The sequence below is a fragment of the Novosphingobium sediminicola genome (assembly GCF_014196525.1).
GTDB lineage: Bacteria > Pseudomonadota > Alphaproteobacteria > Sphingomonadales > Sphingomonadaceae > Novosphingobium > Novosphingobium sediminicola.
The window spans coordinates 190,606-207,494 of record NZ_JACIDX010000006.1 but is presented as its reverse complement, the minus strand read 5'-3'; the positions used below and the strand labels follow the sequence as shown (position 1 = coordinate 207,494).

Genomic DNA, 16,889 nt, shown 5'->3' with positions numbered 1-16,889 from the left:
ACATTATCCTTATTTCACGCCCCAGATGTCGCGCGCATATTCGCCAATCGTGCGATCGGACGAGAACCAGCCGACATTGGCAATGTTATGAATGGCCGCCTTGCGCCAGCCCGCTTCGTCCATCCAGCGCGCATCGACGGCGCGCTGGGCCTGAGCATAGGAGTCGAAATCGGCGGCCACAAGGAACCAGTCGCTATCATAGAGACCGCCCATCAGCCCCTTGTAGCGGTCGCGGTCATCGGGGCTGAACACGCCGCTAGCGATGGCCTGCACCGCCTGACGCAATTCGCGGTTGCCTTCGATGATGGCGCGGGGATTGTATCCGCCGCTGCGCGTCTCGTTGACCTCATCGGCGGTCATGCCGAAGATTACGATGTTATCATCGCCCACCCGGTCCTTGATTTCGATATTTGCCCCGTCCAGCGTGCCGATGGTCAGCGCGCCGTTGAGGGCGAATTTCATGTTGCCGGTGCCCGACGCCTCCATCCCCGCCGTGCTGATCTGTTCCGACAGGTCGGCGGCCGGGATGATCCGTTCGGCAAAGCTGACGTTGTAATTGGGCACGAAGACCACCTTGAGCAACCCGCCCACGCTGGGGTCGGAATTGACGCGACGGGCGATGTCATTGGCCAATTTGATGGTCAGCTTGGCATTGTGATAGCTGGATGCCGCCTTGCCGCCGAAGATCTTGACGCGCGGCACCCAGTCGCGCTCGGGATGGCTGCGGATCTGATCATAAAGCGCGACCGTCTCGACCAGATTGAGCAACTGGCGCTTATATTCGTGGATGCGCTTGATCTGAACGTCAAACAGCGCATCGGGGTCGAGCCGCACGCCCATCAATTGCTTGATATGGTTGGACAGCGCCACCTTGTTCGCGCGCTTGACCTCAGCAATGCGCTCGCCAAATTGCGCGTCGCCCGCCAGAGCATTGAGCCCGGCCAGCTTTTCCGCATCGTCAAGGAAGCCATCCCCGATCCCCTCGCGGATCACCTTGGTCAGGCCCGGATTGCATTGCTGCAGCCAGCGGCGCGGGGTGACGCCATTGGTCTTGTTGTTGATCCGCGCAGGATACAGTTTGTGCAGATCGGAAAAGACCGTGCTTTTCATCAGATCAGTGTGCAGCGCGGCCACGCCATTGACCGAATGCGCGCCGACAAAGGCCAGATTGGCCATGCGCACTCGCCGCTCGCCATGCTCGTCGATCAGGCTGATGGCGGCGATCTGCTCGCCGGTCATCCCGGCCTTGCGCGCCTCGCGCAGCACACGGCTGTTGATGGCATAGACGATCTGCATATGGCGCGGCAAAAGCCGTTCGAACAAAGGCAGCGGCCAGCTTTCCAGCGCCTCGGGCAGGAGCGTGTGGTTGGTATAGCCGATGGTGCCCTTGGTCACCTCCCACGCCTCGTCAAACTCCAGATGATGGACGTCGATCAGCAGGCGCATCAATTCGGCCACGGCCACGCTGGGGTGGGTGTCGTTGAGCTGGATCGCGGCCATTTTCGGCAGGTTGCGCACATCCTTGTCGGCCTGAAGATGGCGGCGCAGGATGTCCTGAATGGAGGCGCTGGAGAAGAAATACTCCTGCCGCAGCCGCAATTCCTGACCCGCAGGCGTATTGTCGGCCGGATAGAGCACGCGCACCAGAGAGTCGGCCTTGACCTGTTCGGCCAGAGCTCCCGCATGATCGCCCGCGTTAAACGCATCCAGACGCAGCGGATCAAGCGCCCATGCCGTCCACAGGCGCAAGGTGTTCACCCGCGCCCCGCGCCAGCCCACCACCGGCGTATCGACCGCGCTGGCCTCGACCTGCTCGGCCGGGTGCCACACTACGCCGCCATTGCCCTCGATCACCTCGCCGCCAAAGCCGACGCGATAGGCGCTTTCGCGGCGATCAAACTCCCACGGATTGCCATGGGCCAGCCACGTTTCGGGCAGTTCGACCTGCCAGCCATCGTCGATCCGCTGACGGAACATGCCGTTTACATAGCGGATGCCATAGCCATAGGCCGGGATATCCAGGCTGGCCAAACTCTCCATAAAGCAGGCCGCAAGCCGCCCAAGACCGCCATTGCCCAGCGCCGCATCAGGTTCCAGTTCCTCAAGCTGCGCCAGATCGAACCCATGTTCGCGCAGCGCCGCCTCCATCTCGCGCGTCACATCCAGATTGGAGAGCGCGTCGCGCATCAGCCGCCCGATCAGGAATTCAAGGCTGAGATAGTAAACCCGCTTGCCCTCTTCCTCATAGGTGCGGCGGGTCGATTCAAACCAGCGGTCGATGATCCGGTCGCGCACCGAAAGCACGGCGGCGTGAAACCAGTCATGCGGCTTGGCGGCGCGTTCGTCCTTGCCCACGCGGTGGCGCAGAACATCGACGATGAGATCGCTGATCGAGGGCTGGGAATCTGTCTGGGACTGGCTCATGCAACGATACTCCCCATGATGCCCGAAGCGCCCAATGGCCGCCCGAGACGCTGATGTCCTGTCCTCCCCCAACCGACTTCGCGCCTTGCCTCTTGATGAGCGCATAGGCGATTTCGCGTCGCTTCCTCTGCAGGAGACTAGGACAGCTTTGCCCGGCCCGACAAGGTGTGATGCAATCTATTGTCGCAATTTCCTGCCCTGTCGATGCGGCTCCTTTGGCAATACGTATGCCATCGCGGTGCAGCACTCTTGGCGCTGCGGCGCAGCAATGCCAGAATGCGCCTCATCGGGGCCTTCCCGCGCCCCATGCTGCGGAGCCGCGCGATGAATGATACCCTTTCGGAACAGACGCTCTGGTGGCGCGGGGCGGCGATCTATCAGATCTATCCGCGCAGCTTTGCCGACAGCAATGGCGACGGCATCGGCGACCTGCCGGGCATCACCGCCCGCCTGCCCCATATCGCCTCCCTTGGCGTCGAGGCGATATGGATCAGCCCCTTCTTTACCAGCCCGATGGCCGATTACGGCTATGACGTGGCGGACTATCGCGATGTCGATCCGATCTTCGGCACGCTGACCGATTTCGACGCGCTGATCGCCCGCGCGCATGAATTGGGGATCAAGGTTACCATCGACCTGGTCTTCGCCCATACCAGCGATGCCCACCCATGGTTCGCCGCCAGCCGCACATCGAAAAAGGGCGATCATGCCGACTGGTACGTCTGGTGCGACGCCAATCCGGATGGCACCCCGCCCAACAACTGGCAATCGGTGTTTGGCGGCCCGGCATGGACATGGGATGCGCGCCGACAGCAATATTACTATCACCAGTTCCTGAAGGAGCAGCCCCAGCTCAACGCGCATAACCCGATGGTGCAGGAGGCCTGCCTTGATGTGATGCGCTTCTGGCTGGATCGCGGGGTGGACGGGTTCCGGCTCGATGCTTTGAACCACGCCTTTTTCGACCCCGACCTGCGCGACAATCCCGTGTCGCGGGGGCATCACGTCCGCACCCGCCCTTTCGATTTTCAGGACAAGATCCACAGCCAGAACCACCCCGCCGCCATCCCCTTCATCGAGCGGATCGGGGCGCTGTGCGGGGAATATGGCGCGATCTTCACCGTGGCCGAGGTGGGCGGCGATGGCGCGGTGGGGCTGATGAAGGATTACACGGCGGGCGATGCGCGGCTGTCGAGCGCCTACAGCTTCGACTTCCTCTATGCCCCCGAACTGACCCCGCAGCGGATCAAGACCTCGCTGGGCCAATGGCATGGCGGAGATGAAGGCTGGCCGAGCTGGGCCTTTGAGAACCACGATGCGCCGCGCCATATCTCGCGCTGGGCTAATGGCGCGGATCTGACCGCCTATGCCCGGCTGACCATGGCGCTGCTGATCGCGCTGCGGGGCAATATCTTCCTCTATCAGGGTCAGGAACTGGCGCTGACACAGGACGAGATCCCCTTCCACCTGCTCAAAGACCCCGAGGCCATCGCCAACTGGCCGCTGACGCTATCGCGCGACGGAGTGCGCACGCCCATGCCATGGCAATCGGACGCGCCGCATGGCGGCTTTACCGATGGCGAGCCGTGGTTGCCTTTGTCCGAGGCCAACATCGCTCGCGCCGCCGCCACGCAGGAGGCCGACCCGGCCAGCCCGCTGCACTGGACCCGCGCGATGCTGGCCCTGCGCCGGGGCAGCACGGCCTTGCGCATCGGCGCGATGGAGGATGTGCATACCCATGGCATGTTGCTGCATTTCGCCCGGCATTGGGGCGATGAACGGGTGCATTGCGCCTTCAACCTTGGCGCCGCGCCGATGCGCCATGCCTGTCCGGCGGGCGCGCTGATGCTGTCGGTCAATGGCGGCGGGGCAGCGCAATTGCCGCCATTCGGCGCAGTTTTCATTCGCCAGACATTGGGCTAACACGCCCCTTATGACATTGCCCATTGATGACGATCATGCCGCGCTGGCCGCGGTGGCCGCCCATGGCGGCGCGCTTTGCACAGTCGTGGGGATCGACGGCAGTTGGTCGCGGCGCTGGGGCGCGCAACTGGCGGTGCTGGGCGAAAAGACGATGGTCGGATCGCTGGCCGATGGCTGCCTCGAAGCCGCGCTGATGCGCGAGGCGATGGCGGGCGGGCACCCGCGCGTGCTGCGCTACGGCGCGGGTTCGCCCTTTATCGACATCCGCCTGCCCTGCGGTTCAGGGGTCGAGGTAATGGTCGATCCGGCCCCCGATGCCGATGCGCTAAAGGGCGCGGTGGCGGCGCTGGAGCGGCGCGAGGTAGTGCATCTGCCGCTGGGCGAAGGCTTTACCCGGCGCTACCTGCCCCGCCTGCGCCTGCTGGTGCTGGGCAGCGGGCCTGAGGCCAGCACCCTTGCCGCCATGGGCCGCGCACAAGGGATCGAAGTGCTGCTGGTCACACCCCATGGGCAGGCCGGAGACGCCATCATGTCGCTGGGCCAGCCCCCCGCCCTGCCCGATGGCTGGACGCCCGATCCATGGACCGCCGTGGCCGTCCTGTTCCACGACCATGAATGGGAGCGCACGCTGATCCCATGGGCGATGGGGACCGATGCCTTCTATATAGGCGCGCAGGGCGGCGCGAAAACGCGGGCGAACCGGGTGGAATTGCTTTCCTCGCTAGGGTTCGATGGCGCGGCGTTGGCGCGGCTGCATTCACCCATCGGGCTTATCCCGGCCACTCGGACGCCCTCGGTGTTGGCGCTATCCGTGCTGGCCGAGGTGGTGGGGGCTTATGAGGGGTTGTTGGGATAGGGATTTAAGGAAGGTGTGACTCCGGCGGGCAAAGGGCCCCTGCCCTTTGCCCGCCGGAGTCACCTTAATCCCCTAAACCAACCCTACAACCGATCCGCCTGCGACACCGCATCACTGGCGCGCAGCGAGGACACGATCCGCGTTAAATGGGCCAGATCGGTGACCTCCAGATCGACCTCGTACGTGCCGAAGAGTTCGTCGCGGTGGACATTCTGGAGCTGGGTGATGTTGGCCTTGTTGGCGGCGAAGATGCCGGTGACTTCGGCCAGCGTGCCGGGGCGGTTATAGAGGATACAGCGCAGGCGGCCGACGGCGCCGACGCTGCGATCGCCCCATGACAGGTCGATCCAGTCATGGTCCCCGCCCTCGATCAGCACGTCGCAGGCGATCGAGTGAACCTCAACCCCGACGCCCGGTTTACGCAGGCCCACGATGCGGTCGCCCGGCACCGGGTGGCAGCATTCGGCCAGGTGGAAGGCCATGCCGGGGGTGAGCCCCTTGATCGAGATCGCGCGCTCCTGCTTGGGCCATGCCTCGGGCTCGGGCAAATCGCGCGCCGAACCGGGGACCAGCGCCTCCATCACCTGCCGGTCGTCCAGCTTGGCCGTGCCGATAGCGGCCATCAGCTCGTCCTCGTTCTTCAGCCCCAGCCGCTTGACCGCCTCGGCGGTGGCCTTTTTGCCGACCTTGGTGGGCAGGCGCTCGATAATCTCGTCAAACAGCTTGCGCCCGATGGCGGCCAGTTCGGAGCGCTCCTTGATGCGCACCGCGCGGCGGATGGCGGCGCGCGCCTTGCCCGTCACGCAAAAGCCCAGCCATGCCAGTTGCGGGCTGGCCGACCGGTTTTTGATAATTTCCACCACATCGCCATTGCTCAGCGCCGTGCGCAAAGGCACATGGCGCCCGTTGAGCTTGGCGCCCACGGCCATGCTGCCCAGATCGCTATGCACCGCATAGGCAAAGTCGATAGGCGTCGCACCCTTGGGCAACTGGAACAATTTGCCCTTGGGGGTAAAGGCGAAGATGCGGTCCTGATAGATCGCCATCCGCGTGTTTTCGAGCAGTTCTTCGGGATCGTTGCTGGCCTCCAGCACCTCGACCAGATCGCGCAGCCAGCCCACCTGCGTATCAGGCACCACCCCGCCCTGCTTATAACTCCAATGCGCGGCAAGGCCATATTCGTTGGTTTCGTGCATATCCCATGTGCGGATCTGCACCTCCATCCGCATGGCCTTTTCATAGATCATCGATGTGTGCAGGCTTTGATAGCCGTTGACCTTGGGGGTCGAGATGTAATCCTTGAACCGGCCGGGCAGCGCCTGCCATGTGGTGTGCAGCACGCCGATGGCGCGATAGCAATCCTCGACATTGCCCACCAGCACGCGGAAGGCCATGATGTCGGTGATCTGGTCGAAATTGACATGGCGTTCGGCCATTTTGCGCCAGATCGAATAGGGGTGCTTTTCCCGGCCCCAGACCTTGCACTTCACCCCCGCCTCGGTCAGCGCCTGGCTGATCGAAAGCGCAATGGCGTCGACCTGCCCGTGGTCCTGGCTGCGGATCTGCGCCAGGCGACCGGTGATCGTGGCATAGGCCTCGGGCTCAAGCTGCTGAAACGCCAGCAACTGCATCTCACGCATATATTCATACATGCCCACACGCTCGGCCAGCGGGGCATAGATATCCATGGTTTCCTTGGCGATGCGGCGACGCTTGTCCTCGCTCTTGATGTAATGGAGCGTGCGCATATTGTGCAGACGGTCGGCCAGCTTGACCAGCAGAACGCGCAGATCCTCGCTCATCGCCAGCAGGAACTTGCGCAGGTTTTCGGCCGCGCGCTCCTTCTCGCTCATCGCCTCGATCTTGGATAGCTTGGTCACGCCGTCGACCATCCGCGCCACGTCCGGCCCGAACAGCTTCTCCACCTCATCAATGGTGGCCAGCGTGTCCTCAACCGTATCATGCAGCAAAGCGGTGATGATCGTGTCCTGATCCAGCTTCAGCTCGGTCATCAACCCGGCCACCTCGACCGGATGGCTGAAATAAGGGTCGCCGCTGGCGCGCTTCTGGCTGCCATGCTTCTGGACGGTATAAACATAGGCGCGGTTGAGCATCTGCTCATCCGCATCAGGCGCGTAAGCCTTAACCCTCTCGACAAGTTCGTATTGGCGCAACATCGTTATACGACTTTGGGGGGATGGGCGCAGAAGGGCAAGGGGGTTTATGGGATTTTAGAGCGGGTTTTGGCGGGAGTTAAATGCCCCCGGCGGGCAAAGGGCGGCGGCCCTTTGCAATCCCGTTACTGCCATCGTTGCGCATCCGGATCTGCGTTGCGCAAAGAGGCAGCGTCATGGAGGTAAAGCCTGCGGCACTTTTAAGCGTAAATTCGCCGCGCCGCAGGCTTTCAAACCCAATCAACCCCGCCAACCAAGCGCCACCCCATTACCGGGATTGCAAAGGGGCCAGTCCCTTTGCCCGCCGGAGGCATAAAACCCCGATCACGACCCCCGAACAAACGCCCCGCAAGCAATCCGCCCGCCCGCATTGCCGGTGGGGTCGGTCTTGTAATCATCGGGCGCGGCATGGACGACCACCGCCCCGCCATCCTTGTCGAACAGCGCGGTGAGCAGTTCATCCGCCTTATATTCCAGCGGCAGTGTGACATTGGCCGTGCCGTCATCGCCCACGGTGATGTTGGGCATGTCGCCCATATGCGCGCCCATCGGGTTGTCGCGGCCATGCTGATGGCCCGCCGGGTTCAGGTGTCCGCCCGCCGAGGTAAAGGCCGGAACCTCGCAAACGCCGCGCATATGCAGATGGACCGCATGGACGCCCGCCGGCAGGCCCGAGAGCGAGAGCTTCAAGCCTAGCTTGCCCTTGCTCTCGACAATCGAGGCAAGGCCCGCAGGCATCGTATCGCCCTTCATCAACGCCGCGCTGGCCAGCACCTTATCCTTGGGTGCCGCCTTCGCAACCGCCATGCCCGGCACCATCAGCCCGGCCACAGCCAGCGCCGTCCAAACCTTACCCATCTTCCGATCCTTTCCGAAATCCTCACCCACAACGCTTCATCGCGGATTTTGCTCCCGCATCAACTCCAAACCGCTTCGGGCGGCAGGCTCATCAGGATCGCATCAATATTGCCGCCGGTTTTCAGCCCGAACAAAGTGCCACGGTCATAAACCAGATTGAATTCGGCATAGCGCCCGCGCCATTCAAGCTGCTGCTGCTTTTGGGCCGCATCAAAGGCGATGCCCATCCGGCGGCGCACCAGTTGCGGGAAGATCGACAGGAAGGTCTCGCCCACCGCCTTGGTAAAGGCAAAGTTCGCCTCCCAAGCCGCCTCATCAGCGCATTCCAGATGGTCATAGAAAATGCCGCCCACCCCGCGATGTACCTTGCGATGGGGGATGTAGAAATAGTCGTCCGCCCATGCCTTATAGCGCTCGTAATAGCCCTCGCCATGCGCGTCGCAGGCGGTCTTGAACGCCGCGTGGAAATCTGCGGCGTCCTCATCATAGGGCAGCGGCGGATTGAGATCCGCCCCGCCGCCGAACCACGCCTTGGTCGTGGTCAAAAACCGCGTGTTCATATGCACGGCGGGCACATGCGGATTGGCCATATGCGCGACAAGGCTGATGCCCGTGGCGGTAAAGCCGGGGTTTTCCACGCTGGCCCCGTTGATGCTGGCGGCGAATTGGGGCGAAAAGGCGCCATGGACGGTCGAGACATTGACCCCCACCTTTTCAAACACCTTGCCCTTCATCAGGCCCTGCACGCCGCCTCCGGTGTCCACCTCGCCCGCCACCGCATCGCGGGTCCAGGGCGTATATTGGAAACCGGCGTCCGAACCCGCCTCGCGCTCGATCTTTTCAAATTCGGCGCAAATGCCATCGCGCAGAGCTTCGAACCATGTCTTGGCGCGCTGAGTATAGGGGGTCCAGTCGGTCACTTATCGCCTCTCTTGCGGGGATTGTTGCGCTCCCGCTTGCCACCGCCGGGCGGGCGCGGCAAGGGGGCCGGATGGCCGCGATGCAGTTTGCCCCTTTTTCCTTTGCCGATCAGGAATGGCTGATCTCGGACAGCCGCGCGGTCTATTGGCCCGCGCAGCAAGCGCTGCTGGTGGCCGACCTGCATCTGGAAAAGGCCAGTTGGTATGCCCAGACCGGCCAGATGCTGCCCCCTTATGACAGCCGCGAAACGCTGGAGCGGTTGAGCGCAGCGGCCATGGCGACGGGCGCGCGGCGGATGCTGTGCCTTGGCGACAATTTCCACGACGACGGCGGCCCGGCGCGCATGGAGCCGGAAGCGGCCCGGATGCTGCGCGATCTGGCGCGGCGACTCGATGTGGTATGGATCGTGGGCAATCACGATGCGGGGCTGGCCGCAGAAATGACCGGCGATGTGGTCGAGGAGATGAGGCTGAACGGCATCGCCTTGCGTCACGAGGCTCTGGCCGGAGAAGCAGGGCCGGAGATCTCGGGCCATTACCACCCCAAATTGCGGCTGCGGGTCCGCGGACGCGCGATCAGCCGCCCCTGTGCGCTGCGCAGCGAGAATCGGCTGATTTTACCCGCATTTGGTGCGTTGACCGGGGGGATGGATGCCGCCGACCCGGCGCTGATCGCCGCCATGCGGCCCGCAAAACGCGCCGAGGCGATCTTGTGCGCGGCGGCAAAAGCCGTCATCATGCCCGTCTGGACCGCCTGAGACACAAGTTTCGCGATTTTGCCCCCACTGTGGCGAAATTGCGCTTTCATGCATGTGTGTTTCGATCTAAAGGCGCTCATCCAGAAATGTTCTATGGAGAGTAGATTATAGCCCCCCCTCCCCGGCGCAGCATGGCGCCCCCCGTCAAAAGCGGGCCTCGCTATAACGAGATGATTAACGTGCCCAAGGTGCGCGTGATCGATGACGAGGGCGAAAACCTCGGCATCCTGTACACGCGCGAAGCGATCGAGCGTGCGTTCGAACTTGGGCTTGACCTTGTCGAAGTGTCGCCCAATGCCGACCCGCCGGTCTGCAAATTCCTCGACGTGGGCAAGTTCCGCTATGAGGCGCAGAAAAAGGCCAACCTGGCCCGCAAGTCGCAAAAGACGCAGGAGATCAAAGAGATCAAGATGCGTCCCAATATCGACGATCACGACTATGACGTGAAGATGCGCGCTATTCACAAGTTCATCGGCGAAGGTGACAAGGTGAAGGTGACACTGCGCTTCCGCGGTCGCGAGCTTTCGCACCAGCAGCTGGGCATGAACCTGCTCAAGCGTGTGCAGGAAGATGCAGCCGAACTGGCCAAGGTCGAAGCCTATCCGCGCATGGAAGGCCGTCAGATGCTGATGGTGCTTTCGCCCAAATAAGGCTACAAAGGCCCTGCCTCGCTGGTTTGGCGGCCATTTCCGGCCAAACAGGCTGACCGGCAGGATCTACGAAGAGGCGCTGGCCCCGAATGCGGGACCGGCGCCTTTTACGTTTTACCGGCGAGATCGCAGCACGCGCCACACTCTGAGCAAGGCGAACCACCAGCCTATATTGAACACAAAGCCAAGCGCCAGAACGCCGGTCAAATCGCCATGAAGCAAGGCCCAGGCCGAAACGCCCAACACATGTTCGAAAAGCCAAAACGCGGCAGCAAAGCCGCCATTGGGCATGAAAAACAGCCCGGCCTGAAGAGCCGCCCAACCCTTCCGCCCAATCCGGCATGCCCGACAGCCCAGCCGATCAGGAGCGCGACCCCCAATCCGCCCATCCGGTCGGCGCGAATTTTAGCAAAATGTCAGGAGGCCTGTAAGCCGGGTTCTGTGAAGGCCGCTCGTATCATCCGACGCGGCGGCCAGCGGCAGCCATTCCTCTCGGCGCCCTGTTGCCAGTGCGCTCCAGCAACCAACCCGGGCAACTGGCGCGAAACCCGCCTGTCCTGATGGACGCGTTGCCCCTATTCGGTCTTGCTCCGGGTGGGGTTTGCCTTGCCAATTCTGTCGCCAGAATTGCGGTGCGCTCTTACCGCACCCTTTCACCCTTACCTTGGGATTTGCATCCGTCCGGCGGTTTGCTCTCTGTGGCACTTTCCCTTGAAGGTCGGCCAAAAGCCTTCCCCCCGGCGGGCGTTACCCGCCACCCTCGTTTCGTGGAGCCCGGACTTTCCTCGGCAGGGACGAACCCTGACGCGGCTGCCCCGCCCCCTGACATGCGGAGCGCTAGCAGGCTTTGGCAGGGGAGAAAAGCGATTAAGGCGGGGATTTTTGCGCCTGATCAAGGCAGGCGGCGCAGGCGATGCCATGAGAGCATCCCGGCCAAGCATCCAGAGTCGGACATATTCGCAAAATCGAACATTTCACTTATGTTGCAGTTGCGTCACACTATTGCTGAATTTTGGATGAATGTGTCAAAACGCGATTGCATCATGCCGGATCGCCCCCAATAGACTTTCATCACTGTAAGTAAAGTGCAGGTGCGGGCTCTTCCCACAGGCGCTTTCAGGGGGACATTCCAGTTATGAATAACCACAAGCACCTTCGTGGCGCGTGGCTGCGCCATGGCGTTGCAGCTCTGTCGCTGGTCACCACGCTCGCATCGGCCCCGGCCTTTGCCCAGAGCGCCACAGCCGCCACCGCCAGCGAACCCGAGACCATCGTCGTCACCGGCACGCTGTTCCGTCGCACCAACACCGAAACGCCTTCGCCGGTCACCGTGCTGACCTCCGAATCGCTGATCAAGGCTGGCATCACCAACGCCTCGGACGCGATTCGCTCGATTTCGGCCGATGGCGCCGGTTCGATCGGTTCGGGCTTCCAGTCGGGCTTCTCGGCGGGCGGTTCGGCCGTGTCGCTGCGCGGCCTTGGCGTGTCCTCGACCCTCGTGCTGGTCGACGGCCTGCGTTCGGCCAACTTCCCGCTGAACGACGATGGCCATAATGCCTATGTCGACCTCAACTCGATCCCCTTCAGCCTGATCGACAAGATCGAAGTCCTCAAGGACGGCGCTTCGTCGAGCTATGGCGCGGACGCGATCGGCGGCGTGGTCAACCTTAAGCTGAAGAAGAATTTCGTCGGCGTGGCCGGCAATGCCGAAAGCGGCATCTCCGAGCGCGGCGATGGTCGCAACAACCGCCTGAGCCTCACCGCCGGTTTCGGCGATTATGAGAACCAGGGCTGGAACTTCTACCTGAACGGTGAATACCAGTACAACGGCCGCATCTCGAACAAGAGCCGCGGCTTCCCCTATAACACGCAGGATCTGCGTGCGATCGGCGGTCTGGACAAGAATACCGGCGACGAATCGATGACTGTCAATGTGCCGACCGCTTATGTCGTGCGCACTTCGCAGAGCGATCTCAACAATCCGCTGTCGGGCGGGGTGACTGCCGCAGATGGCACCAGCGCCCGATATACCGCGCTGGGTCTGGCCAATTGCGCGGGCGGCACTTTCACCGCCTCGAACGGCACGGGCTGCAAGTACGATCTGGTCAACCAGTATCGCCAGATCGCCCCGAAGCAGGAGCGCTATTCGATCAATGGCCGCCTGAGCTTCCGTGTTTCGGACAGCATCGAAGGCTATATCACAGGCAGCTTCAGCCGCAGCTATGTGTCGATCAACGGCACGCCTTCGGCCATCCGCCAGACCCAGCCCTTCGGCGGCTCGCCCACGCTGGCCTCGACGGCTCCGGGCATTGTGCTGCCGGTCTACGTCTGCTCGTCGGGCGTGAACTGCGCAACGGCGGCTGACCGCACGCTCAACTCGAACAACCCCTATGCTTCGGCCTATGCCAACGATCCGGCCAATGGCGCGGCCCGCATCTACTATCTGTTCGGCGACATTGCCGCAGGCAGCGAGCGCACCAATGACGTGTACCGCTTCACGTCGGGCTTCAACGGCAAGATCGGCGAAAGCACCGACTGGCGCGTCGAGGGCGTCTATGCCCGCGATAACCTGAAGCTGACCCAGCATGGCCTGCTCAACATCAACAACCTGATGCAGGCGATCAACACCGGCGCGTATAACTTCCTCAACCCGTCGGCCAACACCGACGCGGTGCGCAACTTCATCGCTCCCGACAAGACCACGCCGTCTTATTCGGAAATGTATGGCGTTGACGCTTCGATGACGCGCTCGCTGTTCGAACTGCCCGGCGGTAAGGCTCAGTTGGCCGTCGGCGGCCAGATCCGCGCTGAAAAGCTGGAAAACCGCAACCAGAACGTCGCGCTCGACACCTATGGCCTGACCACGGCTTCGGCCTATGGCCAACACACCGTGTCGGCGGCCTATTTCGAAGTCGATGCGCCGATCTCGCGTATGCTCGACACCAACTTCTCGGGCCGTTTCGACCATTATTCGGAAGGCTATTCGAAGTTCTCGCCCAAGGTTGGCGTCAAGTTCACCCCGATCAAGGCGCTCGCTCTGCGCGGCACCTATTCGGAAGGCTTCCGTGCTCCGACCTTCGCCGAAGCGGGTCCGCGCAGCCAGTATGCCGGTTTCGTCTCGACCACGCCGCCCTGCGTCTTCCAGCTGGCCCATGGCGGCACCTCCACGGCCAACGGCTGTGATGCCAATGGCAATGCCTATAACACGGTCTATAACCTTGGCCGCGGCGTGGTGGGCAACCCCAACCTGAAGCCGGAAAACTCGCGCAGCTTTACGCTGGGCGTAATCTCGCAGCCGACCCGCTGGTTCAGCTTCACGGTTGACTATTACAACATCAAGAAGTCGAACCTGATCGTCTCCGGGCCGCTGATCGGCGATGCGGTCAAGGCCTATTACAACTCGACCAGCCTCGACGCCGCCAAGGCCGCCGTGGCCGCCGTTGGGCCGGGCTATTCGGTGAACTCGGTCGATTCGATCGATCCGCTCTATCCGAACGCCCTGCCGCGCGTGCTGATCATCAACGTGCCTTATGTGAACGCAAACTACTCGGTCACCTCGGGCCTCGACTTCTCAGCCACGGCCAAGGTCAATCTGCCGCGTAACATCAAGTGGACCAGCCGTCTGGAAGCCACTTATGTCATCCGTTATGACCTGAACAATGCCGGTGTGCTCCAGCGCTATGCCGGAACCTTCGGCCCCTACGACCTGTCGTCGGGCAATGGCACGCCGCGCATCCGTGGCAACTGGCAGAACACGCTGGAAATCGGCCAGCTCTCGCTCAGTCTGACGACCTACTATGTGGGCCGTATCAAGGAAACGGCCGCCGACCAGACCAGCACGGACACCAGCTGCTCGCAGAACCTGTACAAGACCGGCAACAACTTCTGCTATGTCAGCCCGTTCATCAACAATGACTTCAACGCGACGCTCAAGATCAATGATCGCATGACCGTCTATGGCATTGTGAAGAACCTGTTCGACGCCAAGGCTCCGGTGGCTCCGGCCGCCTACTCGAGCGCGCCGAACTTCCTCACCACCTGGCACTATGCCGGTCTGGTGGGCCGCGAATTCCGCGCGGGCGTGAACATCAAGATGTAATCGCCTCCGGCCTGCGGGTTGGGAAAATGGGTGCTGCCTTCCATTGCGGAGGGTGGCGCCTTTTTTTGTTTTTAGAGGGTTTTGTATGCCTCCGGCGGGCAAAGGGACTCGTCCCTTTGCAATCCCATTAATGAGGTAGTGGGAGATTTGCGGGGGTATTAGCCGGAGGGTTTAAAAGCCTGCGGCGCAGCAACCCCAGGCAAAAAGCGCCGCAGGCTTTTAAAATTCAAACGCCGCGTTCAATGCCAAGGGCCAAACCCATCGCGCAACACCGACAATATCGGGATTGCAAAGGGCCCCCGCCCTTTGCCCGCCGGAGGCAGACCTTCCCCCTTAATAGGGAAAGTCCTCCTCCCCACATTCCTTCCAATCCTCGCCCTCCGAAGCATCGCGCGCGATCAGCAACTCGAACAGCAAAGCCCCCACCTCGCCATCAAGTTCGCCATCGACGATGCGCGGGCGGAACCGGCGCTGGAAAGCGGCGACAGCGGCGCGGCCATCAGTGACTTCATAACCGAAGCGTTCGAGGGACAAATAGAACGCCCCCGGATTTTCATGCAACAGCCTGATGCGCGGGTGCGGCGTAGGCAGCGCCAGCCCATAGCGCGCGAGCAGTTCCCAGTCGAACAGCTCGCCCGGATCCTGTTTGCGCGCGGGGGCGACATCGGAATGGCCCACCACATTGGCCGGTTCGATATTGTGCCGCGCCATGATGCTGGAGAGCAGCGGGATCAGCGATTCCATCTGCGCCTCGGTAAAGGGGCGATAGCCGAATTCGTGACCGGGGTTGACCATTTCGATGCCGATGCTGGCCGAGTTGACGTCGGTGATCCCGCGCCAATAGGATCGCCCCGCATGCCACGCCCGCTTTTCCTCGGGCACGAGGCGGATGACGGTACCATCCTCGTCGATCAGGTAATGGGCCGAGACCTCGGCGGCCGGATCGCACAGGCGGTCCAACGCCTCCTGCATGGTCTGCATGCCGGTGTAATGCAGCACGACCATGCTGATCGGCAATTTTCGCTCATTGCAATTGGGCGAGAGGCATTCGCGGTGAACCAGTTCGTTCATGCCTGCTTCTCCCCCAATGCCATCAGGCCGGAATGACCGCGCCCATCACCAGCGCTTCCTCGCTCAGCGCATATTGCACGCTGCCGCCAAGGCCCGCCGCCATCACCTGAAGCATGGCCGCTGGCGCGGTCTTGCTCGACAATTCGCCCGGCGCCAGTTTGCCGTCCAACGCCAGCCCGATGGCCGGATCGAAAGCGATGCGCGGGCCCGCCGCGCGCACGACGATTTCGGCGGCGCCATCGCGCACCTCGGCGGCAATGTCGATTGTGCCGCCGCGTACCAGCCCGTCAATCGCGATCAGCGCAAAATTGAGCAGCGTCTTCACCGCCGACTTGGGCAGCATATCATTGCCAAGGGCAAAATTGACCGACACCCGATCCTTGCCCGCCAGCAAAGCCTCAATCAACGCACGCGGTTCGGCCACGGGAATCAGATCGCCAAAGCCACCCGCCGCGCCAAAGGCCAGACGGTAGAATTTCAGCTTGTTGGCGCTGACCCGCGCCGATTGTTCGAGCAGTTCGAAACAGCGCTCGCGCATCGCCGGATCTTTTTCCTCGGCCAGCAGTTCCAGCCCGTTAGACAGCGCGCCCACCGGGCTGAGCATATCATGGCACAGGCGCGAACAGAGCAGGCTGGCAAGTTCAAGGGCAATCGTACGGTCGATGGTATCGGACATATTCTGCATTTTCCCGGATGGCGCCTGATGGTTGCGCCTGTTTGTCGCAGGGCGCCCTTACGCTTCCCTTAACCCTCAACTTCGCGCGTGAAAAGCACTTCAAATCCATTGGCCCCATCGCGCCACCAACTGACCGTTTTGCCGCCACAAATCGCCCAGACCCGGCCATCGCGCGCGGCCATGGCGGCATCGGTTTTGCTGGGCGCGGCATGGCCGGTGGGGTGGGAATGGTAATAGCCCAGCACCTGCTGCTCCCCCGCCCTTTCGGCACGAAAAGCCGCGATAAGCGCCGCCGGATCGATCTCGAAATGGCGCGAAGGATCTGGCGCGACATTGGCGCAGGGTCGGATTTGCGCCACATTCTGCCCCCGCCCCAGCAGCAATCCGCAGGCCTCATCCGGGTGCGCCCGGGCGGCCTCTTCGCGGATCGCGGCGATTATTCCCCTTGCCAAGTGAATTTCCATGCCCATTTGCAAAAGA

The 16,889-nt window shown here is 62.3% G+C and carries 12 protein-coding genes and 1 other RNA gene; 5 read left to right on the top strand and 8 right to left on the bottom strand.

Going from position 1 to position 16,889, the window contains the following annotated elements; translation table 11 throughout:
* Positions 1 to 9: 9 nt before the first annotated feature.
* On the bottom strand, positions 10 to 2,424 hold the full coding sequence (locus GGR38_RS09585) for a glycogen/starch/alpha-glucan phosphorylase (RefSeq protein WP_183624908.1): 2,415 nt from the start codon (positions 2,422 to 2,424) through the stop codon (positions 10 to 12).
* Positions 2,425 to 2,748: 324 nt separating this feature from the next.
* On the opposite strand from GGR38_RS09585, the gene GGR38_RS09580 reads away from it, so the two are divergent.
* On the top strand, positions 2,749 to 4,347 hold the full coding sequence (locus GGR38_RS09580; RefSeq protein ID WP_183624906.1) for an alpha-glucosidase: 1,599 nt from the start codon (positions 2,749 to 2,751) through the stop codon (positions 4,345 to 4,347).
* A 10-nt stretch (positions 4,348 to 4,357) separates the two neighbouring features.
* Positions 4,358 to 5,203 (top strand): XdhC family protein, encoded by an 846-nt coding sequence (locus GGR38_RS09575; protein WP_183624904.1) that lies wholly within the window; start codon positions 4,358 to 4,360, stop codon positions 5,201 to 5,203.
* Positions 5,204 to 5,286: 83 nt separating this feature from the next.
* Here GGR38_RS09575 and GGR38_RS09570 read toward each other — a convergent pair whose 3' ends face one another.
* From GGR38_RS09570 to hemF, 3 genes are all read right to left on the bottom strand, one after another.
* A complete protein-coding gene (locus GGR38_RS09570) occupies positions 5,287 to 7,380 on the bottom strand; it encodes a RelA/SpoT family protein (protein ID WP_183624902.1) in 2,094 nt (697 codons plus the stop codon).
* Between the two features lie 321 nt (positions 7,381 to 7,701).
* On the bottom strand, positions 7,702 to 8,235 hold the full coding sequence (locus tag GGR38_RS09565) for a superoxide dismutase family protein (protein ID WP_183624900.1): 534 nt from the start codon (positions 8,233 to 8,235) through the stop codon (positions 7,702 to 7,704).
* Between the two features lie 59 nt (positions 8,236 to 8,294).
* Positions 8,295 to 9,155 carry an oxygen-dependent coproporphyrinogen oxidase gene (gene hemF / locus GGR38_RS09560; protein ID WP_183624898.1) on the bottom strand — a complete coding sequence of 287 codons (861 nt, stop codon included), beginning with the start codon at positions 9,153 to 9,155 and terminating at the stop codon, positions 8,295 to 8,297.
* A gap of 71 nt (positions 9,156 to 9,226) precedes the next feature.
* On the opposite strand from hemF, the gene pdeM reads away from it, so the two are divergent.
* Together pdeM and infC are read left to right on the top strand one after the other, a co-directional pair.
* Positions 9,227 to 9,913 (top strand): ligase-associated DNA damage response endonuclease PdeM, encoded by a 687-nt coding sequence (gene pdeM, locus GGR38_RS09555; protein WP_183624896.1) that lies wholly within the window; start codon positions 9,227 to 9,229, stop codon positions 9,911 to 9,913.
* A gap of 131 nt (positions 9,914 to 10,044) precedes the next feature.
* The gene (gene infC, locus GGR38_RS09550; protein WP_168602223.1) at positions 10,045 to 10,563 is read left to right on the top strand and encodes a translation initiation factor IF-3; all 519 of its coding nucleotides are present in this window, start codon (positions 10,045 to 10,047) and stop codon (positions 10,561 to 10,563) included.
* Between the two features lie 412 nt (positions 10,564 to 10,975).
* On the opposite strand, the gene rnpB is transcribed toward infC, so the two are convergent.
* Positions 10,976 to 11,389, bottom strand: an RNA gene (gene rnpB, locus GGR38_RS09545) — RNase P RNA component class A.
* 309 nt (positions 11,390 to 11,698) lie between these two features.
* On the opposite strand from rnpB, the gene GGR38_RS09540 reads away from it, so the two are divergent.
* Entirely contained in the window at positions 11,699 to 14,662 is a 2,964-nt protein-coding gene (locus GGR38_RS09540) for a TonB-dependent receptor plug domain-containing protein (RefSeq protein WP_183624894.1), read from the top strand.
* 333 nt (positions 14,663 to 14,995) lie between these two features.
* On the opposite strand, the gene GGR38_RS09535 is transcribed toward GGR38_RS09540, so the two are convergent.
* From GGR38_RS09535 to GGR38_RS09525, 3 genes are all read right to left on the bottom strand, one after another.
* A complete protein-coding gene (locus GGR38_RS09535; protein ID WP_183624891.1) occupies positions 14,996 to 15,733 on the bottom strand; it encodes an N-acetylmuramoyl-L-alanine amidase in 738 nt (245 codons plus the stop codon).
* A 22-nt stretch (positions 15,734 to 15,755) separates the two neighbouring features.
* On the bottom strand, positions 15,756 to 16,409 hold the full coding sequence (locus GGR38_RS09530) for a histidine phosphotransferase family protein (protein WP_183624889.1): 654 nt from the start codon (positions 16,407 to 16,409) through the stop codon (positions 15,756 to 15,758).
* Between the two features lie 68 nt (positions 16,410 to 16,477).
* Complete coding sequence (locus GGR38_RS09525; RefSeq protein ID WP_246404411.1) at positions 16,478 to 16,861, bottom strand: M67 family metallopeptidase; 384 nt, start codon at positions 16,859 to 16,861, stop codon at positions 16,478 to 16,480.
* Positions 16,862 to 16,889 lie beyond the last annotated feature (28 nt).